The sequence below is a fragment of the Pseudonocardia sp. ICBG162 genome (assembly GCF_020496225.1).
Lineage (GTDB): Bacteria > Actinomycetota > Actinomycetes > Mycobacteriales > Pseudonocardiaceae > Pseudonocardia > Pseudonocardia alni.
Genome location: NZ_JAHLJD010000013.1, coordinates 956,646 through 975,693, shown reverse-complemented (window position 1 = coordinate 975,693; position 19,048 = coordinate 956,646). Strand labels below are relative to the sequence as shown.

3 protein-coding genes are annotated in these 19,048 nt (G+C 77.0%); all 3 read right to left on the bottom strand.

The features are described from left to right. Genes KPL60_RS07730 through KPL60_RS07720 form a run of 3 tightly spaced genes read right to left on the bottom strand, consistent with a single transcriptional unit; the run spans position 1 to position 19,018 of the window. Complete coding sequence (locus KPL60_RS07730; protein WP_226365381.1) at positions 1-8,652, bottom strand: SDR family NAD(P)-dependent oxidoreductase; 8,652 nt, start codon at positions 8,650-8,652, stop codon at positions 1-3. Continuing rightward, positions 8,649-17,852, bottom strand: coding sequence for a polyketide synthase (locus KPL60_RS07725; protein ID WP_226365380.1), 9,204 nt, complete (start codon positions 17,850-17,852; stop codon positions 8,649-8,651). The genes KPL60_RS07730 and KPL60_RS07725 overlap by 4 nt, the downstream gene beginning before the upstream one ends. Further along, the gene (locus KPL60_RS07720) at positions 17,849-19,018 is read right to left on the bottom strand and encodes an SRPBCC family protein (RefSeq protein ID WP_226365379.1); all 1,170 of its coding nucleotides are present in this window, start codon (positions 19,016-19,018) and stop codon (positions 17,849-17,851) included. Before KPL60_RS07720 ends, KPL60_RS07725 begins: the two co-directional genes overlap by 4 nt. Between the last annotated feature and the right edge of the window lie 30 nt (positions 19,019-19,048).

Genomic DNA, 19,048 nt, shown 5'->3' with positions numbered 1-19,048 from the left:
TCAGGCCTTCCCGTCCGTGCGAGGGTCGTCGAGATCGCTCAGCAGGCTGCGCAGGTCGCCCGGCGCATCCGGCGCCGGATGTGGCGCCGGCATCGGCGGCGCCGGGGCCGGTCCGGGTGCCGTACCGCTGACGGCGGTGACGAGGTCGGCGACCGTGTGGGCCCGCAGCAGGACCGAGGGGTCCAGTGACCGGCCGCTGCGGGCCTCGATCGCCGCGGTCAGCTCGGCGACGGTGATGGAGTCGAGGCCGAGTGAGCCGATCGTGACGTCCCCGGGGTCCTCGCCCAGGACGGCGTCGAACGCACCGGACACGGCCGCGGCCGCCGCCGCGCGGCCCGGTGCGGCCGGGCCGGCCGGGTCCGGGGCCGCGCCGGGGTCGCGGGGTGCCGCGGACGCCGGAGCCGGGGCGGGTGTGTCCCCGGTGGGCTGCGCGGCGGTGCCGAGGACCACGACCGCGCCGCCGTGGTCGAACGAGGCGGCGAACGTGGCCCGGCCCTGCTGCGGGGTGAGCGAGTGGCGGACGGCGAAGGCGGGGTCGGCGGTCATGCCGGTGCCGGTCCAGTCGGGCCAGGCGTGCGCGGTCACCCGCAGCGCGGGGGTGTCCTCCCGCTCGGCCAGCGCGAGCTGGTAGGCGTTGGCGGCGGCGTAGTCGACGACACCGCGGCCCGCCTCCGGCAGCCACCCGGCCACCGAGGAGGCCAGGGCGACCCAGCGTGCCCCGTGCCGGCGGGCCAGCGCGACGACGGCGTCGGATCCGGTGGTCTTGGGGGCGAGCACGCGTTCGGCGTCGGCGGAGCTCCGGCGGATGAGTGCACCCACCGGGTTCACGACCCCGGAGCAGTGCACGACCCCGCGCAGCGGTCCCCACCGTTCGGCGGACCGAGCGACGACGGCGTCGAGTCCGGAGGGGTCGGTCACGTCCGCGCGGGCGCAGGCCACCTCCGCCCCGGCGACGGCGGGCGGCTCGACGACCGACCGGCCGACCACGACGATCGCCCGGGCCCCGCGTGCGGCCAGCGCGGCGACGAGCTCGCGGCCCACCGCGCCGTGACCACCGACGACCAGGTGGAAACCGGAGGCGTCGGCGTCGCGGGGCGTCTGCTGCGCCAGCCGCTCGTGGTCACGGTGGAGCCGGCTCCCGGCCCGCAGCGCCCGCTCGGCCGGCTCGCCCGGCTCGGCCGCCGCGAGCGCGTACAGTTCGGCGGGCAGCTGCTCCACGGCGGCCGTGTCGTCGCGCCGGATGTCCACGGTGGCCGCCGACCAGCGGCGTTCCGCCGCGGCCGCGCGCACCGCCGCGCCACGGGCGACCGCCCACGGTCGCAGGTCGGCTCCCTCGCGCGGATCGACGGCCGCGGCGTCGTGCAGCACCCAGAGACAGACCGCGCCGGTCCGCAGCCCGGCGGCGACGCCGCGCAGCCGCTCCCAGAACCCGGCCGTGGTGGAGCCGGGGTCGTCGAGCACGACGACGGCGTCCGCGGCGGACAGCCCGTCGGCCGGGAGGCACCCGTCGGCGACGAGCCGGTCGAGCAGCGCGGCCCGCCGGTCGGGCCCGCCGCCGTCGACGAGCACGGCCAGGCCCACCGGGGGCCGCCCCGCCGGGGTGGACCCCGTGCGCCACACCGGTCGCGCCACCGTGGGCGGAGGCGCCGGGTCCCGCGGCCGGTCACCGGTGGTGTTCCAGTGGGCCTCGTCGGCGAAGGGATAGCCGGGCACGGTGGTCCGCCGCGCGGTCGGCGCGGAGAACGCCGCCCAGTCGAGCCCGTCGGCGCCGGCCAGGGCCGCGGCCACGAGGTCGTCCGGGCCCGCGGGTGCCGACGCCGGCGCCGCCGCGCCGCCGCGCACCACCGGGGCGGCGCCGGAGGCCACCGCGAGCAGCCCGGTCCGCAGCTCGGCCGCGGACCGGCCGGCGACGGCGGCGCGCCGGGTGAGCTGGGCGCGGCCGGTGTTCGCGGTGTGCACGACGTCGGCGAGCTCGGTGTCGTCCCCGGCGGCGCCGATCCGGTCCGCATAGGCGCGGGCCAGCCGCCGCACCCCCTCCTCGGTCGCCGCGGAGATCCGCAGCGCGTGCTCCCGGGCCGGGATCGGTGTGCGGGGCCCGCCCGCGAGCGGTTCCTCGACGATCACGTGGGCGTTGACGCCGCCCATGCCGAAGGCGGAGAGCGCGGCGCGGCGGGGGGCACCGTTGCGGTGCCACGGGGTGGGGGTGAGGACGGGGTGGAACGGGGTGTGCTCGAAGCGGATGCGGTCGTTGGGCCGATGGAGGTTGCGGGTCGGGGGAAGGGTGTCGTGGCGGAGAGCCAGGATGATCTTGGCGAGCCCGGCGAGGCCCGCGGCGGGCTCGAGGTGGCCGATGTTGGTCTTCACCGAGCCGATGGCGCAGTACTGGCGCCGGGTGGTGTACGGGGTCCACGCGCGGGTCAGCGCGTCGATCTCGACGGGGTCGCCCAGCGCGGTCCCGGTGCCGTGGGCCTCGAGGTAGCCGATGGTGTCGGGGGAGACCCCGGCGTCGTGCAGCGCCGCGGACACCACCTCCTGCTGACCCGCCACCGACGGCACGGTGAGCCCGGAGGTCCGGCCGCCGTGGTTGACCGCGGTGCCGGTGACGACGGCGTGGACGGGGTCGCCGTCGGCGAGCGCGTCGCGCAGCGGCTTCAGGACGACGGTGACGACGCCCTCGCCGGGGACGAAGCCGTCGGCGTCGTCGTCGAAGGCGCGCGCGGAACCGCTGGGGGACAGCGCCCCCAGGTTGCCCATCGCCGTGTAGTGCAGCGGTGAGAGCGCGAGCCGGACCCCGGCGACGACGGCGTGGTCGCACTCCCCGTCACGCAGGCTGCGGACGGCGGTGTGCAGGGCCACCAGGGACGACGAGCAGAGCGTGTCGACGGTGAGGCTGGGGCCGTGCAGGTCGAAGAACCAGCTGACCCGGTTCGCCAGGAACGCGTTGTGGTTACCGAGGCCCGCGGCGGCGTCCAGCTCGCGGTCCACGTTGTACTCGCGGTAGTGCTGGTAGCTGGCGCCGACGAACACCCCGGTGCGACGGGGAGCGGCGGTCGGGTCGACGCCGGCGGACTCCCACGCCTGCCACACCGTGCGCAGCAGCCACCGTGCCTGCGGGTCGAGCAGGCGGGCCTGACGCGGGTGGAGCTCGAACAGGCCTGCGTCGAAGCCTGCGATCCCGTCGACGAACCCGCCGAGCGGCCGGTCCTGCCCGTCCCACCGCTCCGGCGGCGCCGGGCGCAGGGCGTCGCGCCCGTCGCGCAGCAACGGCCACAGCCCGTCGATGTCGTCGGCGCCGGGCAGGACCCCGGCCAGGCCGATGACGGCGACGTCGTGCCGGTCGCCGGTGGGCCGGTCGGGGAACGTGCGGCGGGCCGCGACCGCGGGAGCCACCGCCTCCTCCACGGCCTCGACGAGTGCGGCGTCCGCGACCGGCGGCGCCTCGTGCCCGGCTCCGGCCGTGTCCCCGGAGGCCGTGTCCCCGGAGGCCGTGTCCCCGGAGGCCGTGTCCGCGGAGGCCGGTGGCCCGTCCGGGAGCCCGAGGGCGACGGCGAGGGCGCGGCCGTCGCGGGCGGCCAGGACCTCGACCGGCGACACCGGGGCCCCTCCGGCGGCGCCGAGCTCCGCGGCGACCTCACCGGCGAGCATCGAGTCCATGCCCACGGCGGACAGCGGTGTCGTCGCCGCGACCGAGGGGTCGGCCAGGACCCCGCGCAGGATCTCCAGCAGCCCGGTCGCGGTGAGCGACGACCCGGGAGCCGTGTCGTGGGCGTCCGCCGTCCGGGAGGGTCCGCCGGTCCCCGCCACGGGCCGGAACCGGATCCCCTCCAGGACGAGGACCGGCCCGTCGGCGCCGATCAGCCAGGCGTCCGCGACGTGGGTCCCGTCGTGCCAGCCCCGTGACCGCAGCCGGACCGCGACCGCGTCGGCGGGGTCGCCGGTCGCGACGACCCGGGCGATGCCCACCGGGAGCAGGGCGGTGTCGGACAGCGCCGGGTCCCCGAGGGTCAGCACCGCCATCGCCTGCAGTGCCGCGTCGACCGCGGTGACCCGGTCGGCCGCCGACCCGTCTCCCGGCAGCAGTTCCGCGGTCACCGCACCCGTCCCGTGCCGGATGCCGTCGATGCGGCGCAGCGCCGGCGCGTAGCGGGTGCCGTGGGTGTCGAACCAGGCGTAGAGCCCCGCGGGGTCGAGCTCGCGCGGGCACGGGGTGTCGTCGGGTGCGGGCGGCCGCACCGGTCCGGGCTCCGGGCGCAGCCGGGCGATCACGCGGCCGTCCTGGTGCAGGGTCGCCACCGCGCCGTCGGGGAGGTCGTCGAGATCGTGCTCGGGACGGGTGGTGCCCGTGCCGCGGGTGGGGAAGGTGACCTCCCGCAGTACCGGCGCCCGGTCGAGCCCCAGGCACAGCAGCAGCGCCGCGGGCACCGTCGGCCGTCCGAAGACCTCGTGCCCGGCGATCAGGGCGGCCGACGCGGCCGCGTCCGGCGCGGTGGGCGACGGCTGCGGGCGCGGGGTCCGGAAGGGGTAGGGCGGCAACGGCGCACGCCGGTCGGCGGCGCCCGGCCCGAGGGGCCCGCGAGGTCCGCCGGCGGCCCAGGCCCGGGCCGCCCCGGCGAGGCGGGCGACGGTGTCGTCGGTGTCGTCGGGGTGGACGACGGCCCCGGCGCCGCGACCGGCGGCACGGTGCAGCCCGTCGGCCAGCTCGCCGGCGCCGCGGGCGACGACCGCGACCCGCAGGGCCAGGTGCCTGCGGCCCTGCCCGGCCGCGGTGTACAGCACGCCGGGGTCGGTCCCGGCGCGTACCACCGCGAGCAGGTCGGCGATCCGCCGGGTCAGGGCCTCCGGCGTGTGCGCCGACAGGTGCAGGACACCGGCGGCGCCGGGGTCGTGTCCGGCCCCGGTGGCCTCCGGCCAGTCCTCGACGACGACGTGGGCGTTGGTGCCGCCCATGCCGAAGGCACTGATCCCGGCCCGTCGCGGCCGGTCGCCCGGGGCCCAGCCGGTCGGTGCGGCGGGGATCGCCAGGACCCCCTCGGGCATCCGCAGCCGGTCACCGGTCCCACGGTGCCCGGCGACCGGCGGGATCTCGCCGTGGCGCAGGCACAGCAGGACCTTGACCAGGGAGGCGAGGCCGCTGGCCGGTTCGAGGTGGCCGATGTTGCCCTTCAGCGCCCCGAGGAGCACCGGGGCGGCCCGCTCCGGGCCGAACACCTCGGCGAGCGCCGCGATCTCGATCGGGTCGCCGAGCGGGGTCGCCGTGCCGTGGGTCTCCACGAGGTCCACCGACGACGCGTCGACGCCCGCGTCGGCGAGCGCGGCCCGCAGGACGTCGGCCTGCGCGGCGCTGCGCGGCACCGACAGTGCGCCCGCACGGCCGCCGTGGTTCGTCGCGACCCCACGGATCACGCCGTGCACGTGGTCGCCGTCGCGGAGCGCGTCGGCCAGGGGGCGGAGCAGGACGGCCACCGCGCCCTCGCCGGGGACGAAGCCGTCCGCCGCCGCGTCGAACGGGCGGGGCAGGTCGGCCGACAGCGCGCCGAGCCGGCTGAGGCTGCGGTAGTACCAGGAGGTCAGGCCGACGTGGCAGGCGGCGACGACCGCCGTCCCGCACCGGCCGTCCCGCAGCGCCGACACCGCCTGCTCCAGGGCGACCAGCGACGACGAGCACAGTGTGTCGACGGTCAGCGAGGGCCCGGTCAGGTCCAGCGCGTAGGAGATGCGGTTGGCGAGCAGTGCGTTCATCGAGCCGAGCGCGGTGTGCGGACCGACCCGGTCGAGGCCGGCCGCGTCGCGGTGGTGGGTGTAGGTGGCCCCGACGAACACCCCGACGTCGCGCCGGTCCGCGGCACCGCCCTCCTGCACGACCGACCAGGCGTGCTCCAGCAGCAGCTTCTGCTGGGGATCCATCTCGGCGACCTCGCGGACGGCGAGCTCGAAGAACCGGGGGTCGAGCCGGTCGATGTCGTGGAGGAAGGCGCCGGTGCCGCAGTAGGTGCCGGTGGTGGCGGTGTCCCTGTCCTGGAGCACCTCGCCGACGTCGAAACGCTCGGGCGGCACCGGACCGAAGGCGGTGTCGCCGCGGCGCAGCATCGCCCAGAGACCGTCGAGGTCGTCGGCGCCGGGCAGGTCGCCCGACACCGCCACGACCGCGATCGCCCCGTCGGGCACCTCGCGCGGCCCGGGCCCGCCGGCGGCGGGCGCGGCGGGTGCGGTGGCGGGGACCGGCGCCGGAGCGGGGACCGGCCCGGGCTCCCCGCCGGCCGGGGCGACGCCGTGCCGGTCGCGGAGCGCGGCGACGACCGCACGGACGTCGGGATGTTCGAGGAACAGGGTGGGGGGCAGCGTGACGTCCCAGCGCCTGCCGAGGGACTCGCTCAGCTCCACGCTCGTGATCGAGTCCATGCCGAACTCGGCGAATGCGGTGTCCGCGGCCAGGTCCTCGGCGCCGAGCCGGGCGACCAGCGCGGCGGTGACCTCGGCGGCGAGCGGATCGGCCGGGCCGGAGCCCGACGGCGGTGCGGTGCGGGCGGACGTGGTCCGGGCCGGCGGGGGTGCGGCGGCGGGAACGGGCTCCGGGGACCCGGGTTCGCGGTCCGGGTGGGCCACCACCACCTGTCGTTCGCCGGACAGGACCGCGGCGGTGAGCGCGTCCAGGCCCTCGGTGGTGCCGAGCGGGTGCACGCCCCGGCGGCGCAGCCGGTCGGCCACCTCCACCCCCATCCCGATCTCGCCCCACAGACCCCAGTCGATGCTGGTCCAGGGCGCGCCGAGCCGGTGTGCCGCGGCGTCGAGGTGGGCGTTGGCGGCGGCGTACCCGGCCTGGCCGAGGTTGCCGAAGGCGCCCGACACGGAGCCGAACAGCACGGCGAGCTCCAGCTCGGTCCCGGCGACGGCGGCGACGAGCTCGCGCAGGCCGTCGGCCTTCGGTGCGACCACCGCCCGCAGGTCCTCGGCGGAGACGCTCCGCAGGAGGCCGTCGCGCAGCACCCCGGCCGCGTGGACGACGCCGCGCAGGGGCCGTCCGCCCAGGTCCGCGACGAGCGCGGCGAGCGCGCCGGGGACCGCGACGTCGATCGCGTGGGACCGCACGAGCGCACCGTGCGCGGTGATCGGGGCCGTCGCCGACGGGTCCAGCCGGGACCCGCCCGAGCGGCTCACCAGGTGGATCTCGCCCGCACCGTCGCGGGCGAACCGCTCCGCGACCGCGAGCCCCAGCCCGCCGTGCCCGCCGAGCACGAGGTAGGCGCCGTCGGGCCGCACCGGCAGGCGCGTGCCGGGTCCGGCGGGCAGCGGCTCCCAGACCGGGCTCAGCCGCGCGTCACCGCGGATCGCGCTCTCCGGCGGGCCCGCGCCCAGGTCCGGGCCGGTGACGGCCCCGCCGGGCGCGGTGTCGACCATCCGCAGCGACAGGCCCGGGTACTCGATCGCCGCGGTCCGCAGCAGCCCCCAGACCGACGCGCGGCCGGGGTCGGGCCGGTCCCCGGGCGCGGCCGCGGCGGCCCCCTCGGTCAGCACGACGAGGCGCAGCCCCGGCCTGCGCCGGGCGGTCAGCGACCGGACGACCCGCAGTGTGTCGAGCAGGTCCCGGTCCCCGGAGGGATCCCCGGTCGCGGTGGCCAGCACGACCCCGTCCGGGCGGTCGTCCGCGGCCGGATCGCCCCAGAGCCGGGCGAGGCCGTCGTCGTCGGGGACCCCCGTCGTGACCTCCTCGACCCGCGACCCGGCCGATCGCAACGCGTCGGCGGCCGACGCGCCGGCGCATCCGGGGGCGCCGGGGTGCAGCACCACCCAGCGGCCGCCGGGGGCGGGTGCCGGGGCGGGCCCGGACGGCACCCAGCGCAGCGCCCGCATCGGCGCGGGCGCCGGTTCCGGTACCGCTGCCGGCCCCGAGAGCGCGGTCGCCACGACCGCCGCGCGCATCCGCAGCCCGAGCAGCTCGGCCACGACCCGGCCGGTCCCGTCGACGACCACCGCGTCGCACCGCCCCGTCCCGTTCCCGGCCGGCTCCGGACACCGAGCGCGCACGGTCACCTCCGGACCCCGCAGCGGCGCGTGCACCACGACCCGGTCGACGCCGACCGGGTACAGCGGGCGCACGTCCTCGGGTGCCGTCGCCCCCTGGAGGACCAGGGCGGACAGCTGCAGGACACCGTCGAGAAGCAGGGGGTGCCCGATCCACGGGCGCGTGTCCTCGCTGCGCAGCACGGCCTCGGCCGCCCCGTCGCCGACGACCAGCGAGGACAGCGTCCGGAAGGACGGCCCGTACTCCAGCCCGGCTCCCGACCAGGCCGCGTAGACCCGCTCCGGGTCCCAGGACGTGCCGTCGACCGCGGGTGGCGGCGCCGCCGCGGCCGGCGCCGCCACGGTGCCGGCGGGGGTCGCCGTGCCGACCGGCCCGCCGATCCCGTCGGCGTGCAGCCGCACGGTGCCCGGAGCGGCCCCGGAGCCGACCAGCCGCACCGTCGCGGAACCGCCGTGGGGGAGGACGACCGGCCTGCGGAACGACACGTCCCGCAGCGCTGTGCCCCCCGTCGCGACGAGCGCCAGCTCGATCTGGACGGCGGCCGGCAGCAGCGCCCGGCCGTCCTTGCGGTGGTCGCCGACGAGCGGGTCGGCGTCGGTGAAGGTGAGCTGGAGCAGCTCCGAGTCGGTCATGACGCCAGGCCTCCGGAACGTCCGTCGAGGAAGGGGTGACGGGCCGCTGCCGCGGCGCCGTCGGTCGGGGCGGCCACCGGGGGCACGCCGGGCAGGGCGGAGTGCCGGACGCGGGCGAACGGGTAGGTCGGGATGCGGACGGTGACGTGCGGCTTGCCCCGGTGGTGGGCGGCCGGGTCCAGGCCCGCGTCGGTCTCGTCGTGGTGGTCGGCCAGCGCGCGGTGCAGCGGCGCCGTGCCCTCGTCGCGCCGCAGCGTGGCGCGGAACCGGGTCCGGCCCTCGCGCGGGGCGACGATCCGGCGCAGCAACGGCAGCAGCGCGGGCTGCGGACCGATCTCCCACCAGACGTGGGCCTGCTCCTCCGGCACCCGGGCGTCGAGCTCCGCGGCCGCCGGCCCGAACAGCACCGGGGCACGGACCGCCCGGGCGTAGGACGCCGGGTCGGTGGCGGTCTGCGACGTGTGCAGCCCGCCTGTCAGGGTCGAGGCGAACGGGATCGACGGCGCCCGCAGCCCGAGACCGGCGAGGTGCTCGGCGAACGGGTCGACGACACCGGCCATCGCCGCGGAGTGGAAGGCGTGCGCCACCGGGAGCGCGGTGGCCCGCACGGCACCGGAGGCGAGGAGGGCGGCCACCGCGTCGGCGGGACCGGTGACCGTCGTCGCGCCCGGGCCGTTGTCGGCGGCGATCTCCAGGCCCGGGTGGGCCGCGATCGCGGCCCGGGTGAGGTCGAGGTCGCCGCGGACGACGGCCATCGCCCCCGGTCCGGGCGCGGACGCCATCAGCCGCCCCCGCAGGGCGGTGGCGCGCAGCAGCTCCGGCAGGTCGAGCACCCCGGCGGCCCAGGCGGCGGTGAGCTCGCCGACGCTGTGCCCGACGACGGCGTCGGGGCGCACCCCCCAGCTTGCGAGCAGGGTGACCAGGGCGATCTGGGTCGCCACGATCGCCGGCTGGGCGTGGTCGGTGCCCAGGAGCGGGTCGCGTTCCAGCAGCGTCTCCAACGGCACGTCGAGGTGGCCGCGCAGTGCGGCGGCGCACTCGTCGAACACGGCCGCGCAGACGGGTTCGGACCGCCACAGCGCGCGGGCCATGCCTGCCCACTGGGCGCCCTGGCCGGTGAAGGCGAAGGTCACCGGGGTGGGTGCGCGCCGGGCCGGGGCGGGCGCCGGCCCGGTCCCGTCGGCGACGGCGTCCAGCGCCGCGACCATGCCGTCCCGGTCGCGGGCGTGCAGCAGCCGCCGCCACCGCTGCCCGGCCCGCCCGGTGTTCGCGGTGCGGGCGACGTCGTCGAGCCGGTCGCCGGGGCGGGTGCGCAGGTGGTGGGCGTAGCCGGCCGCGACGGCACGCAGCCCCTCCTCGGTCGGCGCGGTCACCCGCAGCACGTGCGACCCGGCCGGCTCCTCGGCCGGACGTGCGGGTCCGCTGCGCAGCGGTGGTTCCTCGACGATGACGTGGGCGTTCACCCCGCCCATGCCGAAGGCGGACAGCGCCGCCCGGCGGGGGGCGCCGTCGCTCCGGTGCCACGGCATCGGCTCGACGACGGGGAAGAAGGGCGTGTTCTCGAACCGGATGTGGTCGTTGGGCCGATGGAGGTTCCGGGTCGGGGGGAGGGTGTCGTGGCGGAGAGCCAGGATGATCTTGGCGAGTCCGGCGAGGCCCGCGGCGGGTTCGAGGTGACCGATGTTGGACTTGACCGAGCCGATGGCGCAGTACTGGTGACGGCCGGTGTGGGGGCGCCAGGCCCGGGTGAGCCCGTCGATCTCGATGGGGTCGCCCAGGCTCGTACCGGTGCCGTGGGCCTCGACGAGGGTGATGGTGTCGGGCGAGACGCCGGCGTCGCGCAGGGCGGCGGTGACGACGTCGCGCTGGGCGTTGGTGGTCGGCACCGTCACCCCGGCGGCCCGGCCGCCGTGGTTGACCGCGGTGCCGGTGATCACCCCGTGGACGGGGTCGCCGTCGGCGAGCGCGTCGCGCAGCGGTTTGAGGACGACGGTGACGACGCCCTCGCCGGGGACGAAGCCGTCGGCGTCGTCGTCGAACGCCCGCGAACCACCGGTCGGGGAGAACGACCGCAGACGGGATCCGAGCTGGAAGTACTGCGGCGACAGGGCCATGTGCACGCCGGCGACGAGCGCCACCCGGCACTCGCCCTCGCGCAGGCTGCGGACGGCGGTGTGCAGCGCGACCAGCGACGACGAGCAGAGCGTGTCGATCGTCATGCTCGGGCCGCGCAGGTCCATGAACCAGCTCACGCGGTTGGCGAGCATCGCGTTGTGGTTGCCCAGCCCGGCAGCGGTCTGGACGACGTCACCGACGACCTGGTCGCGGTAGTGCTGGTAGCTGGCCCCGACGTAGACGCCGACGGTCGTGTCCGCGGTCCGTCCGGACAGGCCGGCGTCCTCCAGCGCCCGCCACGCCGACTGGATCAGGTGGCGCTGCTGCGGGTCCATCCAGCCGGCGTCGTTCGGCGCGATCCGGAAGAAGGCCGCGTCGAAGCCCTCCAGGTCGTCGACGAACCCCGCACGGCGCAGGTAGACGGTGCCGGGGGTGGAGTCGGTCGCGTAGTACTCGTCGAGGTTCCAGCGGTCGGTGGGGACCTCGGTCAGGCAGTCCCGGCCCTCGACGAGCACGTCCCAGAGCCCGTCGACGTCGCCGGCGCCGGGGAACACCCCGTCGACGCCGATGATCGCGATGTCGTGCAGGCCGCGGTCGTCGGTGGGCCGGTCGTCCCGGCCACGGTCCGCCGGGGCCGGCTCCGGTGCCGCCGGCTCGGTCGTCGACGGCGCGGGCGGCACGTCCGGTACCGGGACCGTCCCCGGCCGGACGACGTCGGAGCCGCCGGGGCCGGTCGCGGAACCGTCGTCGGTCCCCTCGGCGGGCGTCGAGGTCACGCCGTAGACCTCGCGCAGCTCCCGCACCAGGCCGTCGAGCGTGCCGACCTCGAGCACCAGCGTCATCGGCAGGTCCACACCGAGACGGTCACGCAGGTCCTGGGCGACCGAGACGGCCAGCATGGAGTCCAGGCCGAGCTCCTGCAGCGGCCGGTCGGGCTCGACCTCGGCCGTGTCGATCTCCAGCACCCGGGCGATCCACTCCGCCACGACGGCCCCGAGGTCCCGCCCACCGGCGTCGGGGCGGTGCGCCCCACCGCCGGCCGGCGCCGGGTGCCCGTTCGTCGCCGGTGACGCGGTCACCGCGGGGACCCCGTTCCGCACGGGCCCGTCCCCGGTGGACCCGGCCGCGTCGTCGTCGGACGGGACCGGCCCCGTCGCGGCGAGCCGGGTCCAGGTGACCCGTTCGGCCCGCAGCAGGACCTCGCCGCCGGCGTGGACGGTGATGTCGGCGACGACGGTCCGGTCGTCCCCGGACCCGCGGTCGGTCCGCTGCGCAAGCACGGTGAGGCGCGGCGGCAGCGGGCCGTGGACGGTCAGCCGGTGCACCGAGAACGGCACGTAGAGGCCCCGCGCCCCGCAGGCGGCGAGCGCGACCTGGAACGCGCCGTCGAGCAGCGCCGGCTCGAGCACACCGGTGACGTCGCCGTCGAGCGCGAGCTCGCCGGTGGCGACCCCGTCGCCCACGACGAGCGTGCGCAGGCAGCGGAAGCGCTCGCCGTAGGCCAGGCCGTGCCGTTCCAGGTCGCGGTAGAACGCGGCGATGTCGGCCGCGTCGCCGGTGGCCGGTTCCACGGCGGCGGGGCGTGCCGGGACGGTGTCGAGAAGCCGGGCGTCGCACACCAGCACCCCGTCGCCGTCGCGGAACCGGACGGTCCCGTCCGCGAGCCGTGCGGACAGGAGCGTGGGCGGACGGACCACCGCCCGGAACGTCATGTCCTGCAGGGCGAACGGCAGTCCGCCCCGCAGCTCCGCGACCTTCTGCGGGTAGGCGGCGCCGGGCAGTACCGGTGCGCCCAGCACGACGTGCCCCTCGGCCTCGGGCAGCTCGCCCCACTCCCGGTCCCGTGTCCCGCCGAAGACCGACGCGGCGGCTCCGAGGGCGGCGCCGGGATGGACCTGGCCCCCGCGCCGTGCCGCCCGTGCGGCGGGGCGTTCCAGCCAGAGCCTGCGCTCCTCCAGCGGGACGGTCGGGATCCGCACCGCCCGGGCGGTGCCGGTGACCACGGGTGCGCCGCCGGCGACGAACCGTCGTGCGGCCTCGTCCAGGGTCGCCCGGTCGTCGCCGTGCACCCCGAACCGCTCCGGCGGCGACGACGGGTCGGCCGGTGCCACCCCGGTGTGGCTGGAGCGGCTGTCCCGGTTCCCGGCGAGGAACAGCATGAGCTTGTCCTCCAGCTGCTCCGCCGAGTCGACGACGCAGGCGAACCGGTGGGCGCGGTGGTGCCGGCGCAGGGCGGTGGCGCACAACGCCGCCAGGCCCGGTCGGTGCTCGGACCGCAGGAACAGCAGGAACCGCTCCGCGAGGCGGTGCAGCGCGCGCTCCGAGCCCGCGGACAGCACGAGCAGGCCCGGGCCGCGGTCGTCGTGGGTGGGGGCCGGGACGGCGGCGAGCACCGCGTGGGCGTTCACCCCGCCGAACCCGAAGCTGCTCACCCCCGCCACCCGGGGTCCGGTCCAGGGCACCGGCCGGTCCGGCACGAACAGCGGGGAGGCCTCGAACCGGAACCGGGCGTTGGGGGTCTCGATCCCGGGGGTCCCCGGAACGGTGCCGGCCTGCAGCGCCAGGACGGTCTTGATCAGACCGGCGAGCCCGGCCGCGGGCTCCAGATGGCCGACGTTGCTCTTGACCGAACCGATCGGGACCGACCCCGCGGCGGCGGGGCCGAGGGCCTCGCCGAGCGCCTCAAGCTCGACCAGGTCGCCGAGCCGGGTCCCGGTGCCGTGGGCCTCGACGTAGCCGATGCCGTGCGGGCCGACCCCTGCGGCCGACAGGGCCTCGCGGACGACCTCGGTCTGCGCGGGGCCGCTGGGCGCGGTGAGGAACCCGGCCCCGGCGCCGGTGTGGTTCACCGCGACGCCGCGGACGACCGCGAGGACGGCGTCGCCGTCACGGACGGCGTCGGAGTACCGCTTCAGGACGATCGCGGCCGCACCCTCGCCGCGCACGTAGCCGTCGGCGTCCTCGTCGAAGGCCCGGCAGCGGCCGCGCGGCGAGAGCATGCCGTTGCGCGCGAACGACTGCGACTTGGACGGCGTGAGGATCAGGTTGGCCGCCGCGACCACCGCGGCGTCGCTCTGCCGGGCACGCAGCTGCAGCACGGCCTGGTGCAGGGCGACGAGCGACGAGGAGCAGGCGGTGTCCAGGCAGAAGCTGGGCCCGGTCCAGTCGAACACGTGCGACACCCGGTTCGCCAGCAGCGCCATCGCCGAGCCGGTGGCCGCGTGCGGGTCGGCGTGGCCGTCGGCGGCGGCCACGAGCTCGCCGAAGTCGCCGGCGATGGTCCCGACGAACACCCCGGTGCGGCGCCCGAGGGACGCCGGGTCGTGCCCGGCGGACTCCACGGCCTCCGCGGTGACGGTGAGCAGCAGCCGCTGCAACGGGTCGGTGCGGCGGGCCTCGCGGTCGGACATGCCGAAGCGGTCGGGGTCGAACAGCTCCACGTCGGCCAGCCAGCCGGCCCGCGTCTCGTCGTCGTCGGACCACAGGGAGTCCCAGCCCCGGTGCCCGGCCGGGGCCGGGCCGACCGCGACGTGGCCCCCGGTGAGGGCCGCCCAGAACTCGTCCGGGGTGGCCGCGCCGGGGAACCGGCAGGCCATGCCGACGACGGCGACCGGCTCGTCGGCGGCCGGCCCCTGCGCCGGGGGCACCTCGTGCGGGGCACGCTCCGTCACGGCCGCCGCCGGGCCGGTGGGAGCGGGGACGGGTGCCGGGGTGGGTGCGGCGGCGACCTGCTGCTCCCGGGGTGCGCCCGCCCGACCCAGGAGCGCGGCCAGCCGCGCCGGGGTGCCGGTCGCGAGGATGCCGGTCGGTCCCACCTCGGACCCCAGCCTGCGGGTGAGCGCGGTGGCCGCGGTGACCACCGTGATCGAGTTGCCGCCGAGGTCGAAGAAGTTGTCGGTGGGCCCCAGGGCGGCGATGCCCAGCACCTCGCCGAGGACCTCCCCGATCGCGGCGACCGGGTCGTCCGTCGTGGCCCCGGCGGGCGGCTGCCCGGAGCCCGCCCGCAGGATGGTGTCCCGGGTGGGGACCGGCAGCCGTGCCCGGTCGACCTTGCCGTTGCCGGTGAGCGGGAGGTCCGCGACCGGGACGAACGCGGCGGGGACCATGTAGCCGGGCAGCTCGCGGCGCAGCGCCGCGGTCAGCTCCTCGCGGTCGCAGGGCCCGGTCGTCGTGATGTAGGCGGTCAGCTGCGGTTCGCCACGACCCTCGAACGCCGCCGCCACGACCACGGCCGCGCCGACCGTCGGGCGGCGCTCCAGCACCGCCTCGATCTCGCCCGGCTCGATGCGGAAGCCGCGGATCTTGACCTGCGCGTCGGCCCGGCCGAGCCACTCCAGACGGCCGTCGGTGTGCAGCGCGACCAGGTCACCGGTCCGGTAGTACCGGGTTCCGGAGCGCGGGTCGTGGACGAACACCTCGGCGGTGCGCTCCGGGCGGTTGACGTACCCGCGGGCCAGGCCGGTGCCCGACAGGTGGAGCTGACCGGTGCCGCCGGGGGCGACGGGTTCGAGGTCGTCGTCGAGCACGTGCAGCCCGATCCCCGGCAGCGGTGCCCCGAGACCGATCACGGCGGCGTCGTCGATCCGGGCACAGGTCACCCAGATCGTGGCCTCCGTCGGGCCGTAGAGGTTCCACAGCGCCCGGCCGCCCAGCAGGCGTTCGGCGACCGACCGGGGGAGGGCCTCCCCACCGGACAGCACCGTCAGACCGGGGTGCGGGGTCCACCCGTCGTCCAGCACGATCCGCCACAGGCTGGGGGTCGCCTGGGCGACGTCGACACCGGCCAGCAGCCCGGCCAGTGCGCCCGGGTCCGCCGCCTCGGAGCGCGACGCGAGCACCACGCAGCCACCGGTGGTCAGCGGCAGGAACAGCTCGAGCAACGAGATGTCGAACGCCGTCGTCGTGTGGGCGAGGACCCGGTCACCCGGTGCGCTGCCCAGCACCCCGGCGATGCCGGTCAGGAAGTTGCCCAGCGCGGCGTGCCCGATCTCGACGCCCTTCGGCTCACCGGTCGAGCCGCTGGTGAACAGCACGTAGGCGAGGTCGGTGGGGTCCACCGCGGGCGGCACGGCCAGCACCCGGCCGTCGTCGGCGCCGATGCGTCGGACGGTGCCGAGCTCGTGGCCGAGCTGCTCGCAGGCCGCGTCGGCCAGCACCGGACCGGCGCCGGCCACCTCGAGGTAGCGCCGTAGCCGCTCCCGGGGGAACCCCGGGTCGAGCGGGAGGAACGCCGCCCCGCAGCGCAGCACGCCGAGGACGGCGGGCAGCAGGTCGGGACCCCGTCCGGACAGGACCGCGACGATGTCGCCGGGGCCGACGCCCTCCTCGTACAGCGAGGCCGCCACCGCGTCGGCCCACCGGTCCAGCTCGGTGTAGCTGAGGGTGCGTCCCCCGCAGCGCACCGCGTCCGCGTCGGGGTGGGCCGCGACGGCGGCGTCGAACAGCTCCAGCACGGTTGCCGGAGCCGCGTCCGGGGCGGGGTCCGCCTGCGCGGCCGGGGCGGGGCCGGCGGTCGACGGCGCGGTACCCGCGAGAGCCCGACGGGCCTGTTCCTCGACCTCCTCGGCCAGGTCCAGGGCCGCGGCCCCGTCGAGCCATGTCGCCCGCACGCACAGCAGCGGTGCCGTCCCCGGCACCGACACCAGCGCGACCTCGGTGTCCGGGTCGATGGACGCGTCCTGGTCGTGCTCGCGCCGCAGCAGCGCGGCGCGGGTGAAGGAGGGCGTGTCCGAGCCGAGCGGGCGCGGCGCGAGTCCGGCCCGGATCTCCAGGTCGGCGGCGTAGCCCACCCGCTGGTCCGCCTCGGCACAGGCCCGTTCGAACGACGACGGGGTCGTGGCGTCCCAGCGGACCGGGACGCGTTCGGCGACCAGCTGCGCGGTGACCTCGCCGGCCGTTCGCGCGGCGATGGTGGACCACGCCACGTCGAAGACCGGTGCGCCGGTGCGCCGGGACAACACTTGCAGCAGTGACTGCTCGACGAGCGCGGTCTCCTCGGGAGCGGCGGGGACGACGGCCAGGGGGAGCCGCGCGTAGTGGGCCGTCGCGGCGGAGAAGTCGTCGGCCGCGAGCGGGACCGGGCGGATGTCGTCGAGCCGGTCCCGCCACCAGGTCTCGTGGGGGCGCACCGCGCGCAGCGCCGCGGTGACGGCGGCGAGCCGCGCGGGGTCCACGGGGGGCAGCGGCGAGCCCACGACGGCTCCCAGCCGCTGCGCGGCCGCGGTCCCGGACAGTCTGCTGCCGTCGGCCGCGGTGAGGTCCGAGAGCACGAGGTCGGCGTCGGTGCAGGCCACGGTGATGGAGGAGGGGAGCACCGAGGTGACGGTCGGTCCGGCCCGGTGCACCTCCCGCGGGACGGCGCGCAGCTGCCGGCACAGCACGGCACCGGCGCCGGTGAGCACGGCCGGGATGCCCAGTGGGTTCGGGAACGACCCGAAGTCCATCGCCCGGCCCAGCCGCTCCGCCCGGTCGGCCGGGGTACCGGGGTGGACGAGCCCGTCGTCCATCCGCGCCGCCCGTCGGTGGAACCGCCGCTCGCGGCCGCCGACGTCGACCGGCGTCGGCAGTGTCCGCCGGACGAGGTCCCCGACGATCCCGTCGAACAGCGCGATCCCCGCCTCGGTGGCCTCCCAGGTGAGCGAGAGCCCGGTCGAGTGCGGGCGCACCGGGAACCACCGCTCGGCCAGCACCGGCCCGGCGTCGACCCGGTCGGCCATCACGTGCCAGGTCACCGCGTGCCGGGGCGCGCCGTCGAACACCGCCCAGGCCGCGACGTTGCTGCCGGCGTAGCGGGGCAGCGGGCCATCGTGGAAGTTGACCGCCGCGATCGACGGCAGCGCGAGGACCTCGGCCGGGAGGACCCGCTGGTTCACGATGCTGAACAGGAAGTCGGCCGGCTCGGCGGTCAGCGCCGCGACGAGGTCGTCCGACGCGGGACGGCAGGGGACGCCGTGCTCAGCGGCCCAGGCACGGACCAGCGGGTCGTCGCTGAACACCCCGCGGACGGTCGCACCGGCGGCGAGCAGCGCGTCGCCGCAGCGGGTCAGCACCCGGGTGCCGCCCAGGAGGTGGCAGGTGGCGCTCACGTCGCGGTCCCCGTTCCCCCGGCGGCGGGGTCGGTGGCCCGTGCGACCCAGGCGTCGATCTGGGAGACGACCTCCTCGTCGAGCGAGAGCTGACCCGGGCTCCACAACGGGTTCGACAGCCCCCGGTGGGTGCGCTCGCACAGTTCCCAGTCCTCGTGGTTGGCCTTGTCCCACAGGGCGAAGACCGCCTCGTGGGAGAAGTCCGGGCGCGCGGTCTCGGAGGGGTGGAACAGCCAGAAGTGGCGGACGGTGCAGGTTCCGGGGCTCTCCGGCCACACCCACTGCGCCATCACGTAGTCCGCGGTGAACCCGAAGAGCAGGTTCGGCAGGATCGTGATCCAGTTGATCTTCTGCAGGTCGCCCTCGGGGACCGACGGGATGGGACGACGGTCGCTGCGGCCGGTCGAGGACACCGAGTTGTAGCCGTCGCGGATGACCTGCCAGGCGCCGACGAGGTCGCCACCGAGCATGTAGGTGCCCGCGTCGTCGAAGTCGGTGACGCGGTGCAGGTCCTTGTGCGCGGTCGGGAAGTGCAGGCTCTCGTTGACGTTGTGCGCCACCAGCTTCCAGTTCGAGGCGACCGGGTAGTCCTTGGCCTGTACGACCTGCAGGTCGGCCAGCTCGTAGGCGCGGGCGAACTCGCCGAACTCGGCGAGCGCGTCGTCCAGGTCCGGCGCGTCGTCGGAGAAGCTGACGAACACCATGCCGAAGCGGACCTCGGTCCGGATCGGGATCAGGCCGTTCTCGCCCTTGTCGAAGAAGTGGTCCAGGTAGGTGCCGTTGAGGCTCTTCAGCGCGCCGTTCCGGTCGTAGACCCAGCAGTGGTAGAGGCAGACGATGCTCTGACGCCGCCCGCTCGGCTCCTCGACGAGCTTGTAGCCCCGGTGCCGGCAGTAGTTGTGGTAGGCGCGGACGCCCTCGTCGCCGTGGAGGAGCAGGATCGACCCGGTGCCGATGTCGAGCGTGGTGTAGCTGCCCTTGTCGCACAGCCGGGAGACGTGGTCGACGGGCAGCCAGCGGCGCCCGTAGATCTCCTTCATCTCCCGGCGGAACTGCTCCTCGCCGGTGTAGAAGTCGTGGGAGCGACCGGTACCGCCGGTGGCGAAGTAGTCGCGGTCGGGGTCCTGCTCGCCGATCCGGTCGAACATGCTGGGGACGCTGGTCATCGTGGGCTCCTCGCGGCGGGCTGGTGGAGG

Excerpts from the sequence above, each read along its gene's own strand:
- KPL60_RS07730 (WP_226365381.1), bottom strand. The coding sequence starts at position 8,652 with ATGACCGACTCGGAGCTGCTCCAGCTCACCTTCACCGACGCCGACCCG.
- KPL60_RS07720 (WP_226365379.1), bottom strand. The coding sequence starts at position 19,018 with ATGACCAGCGTCCCCAGCATGTTCGACCGGATCGGCGAGCAGGACCCC.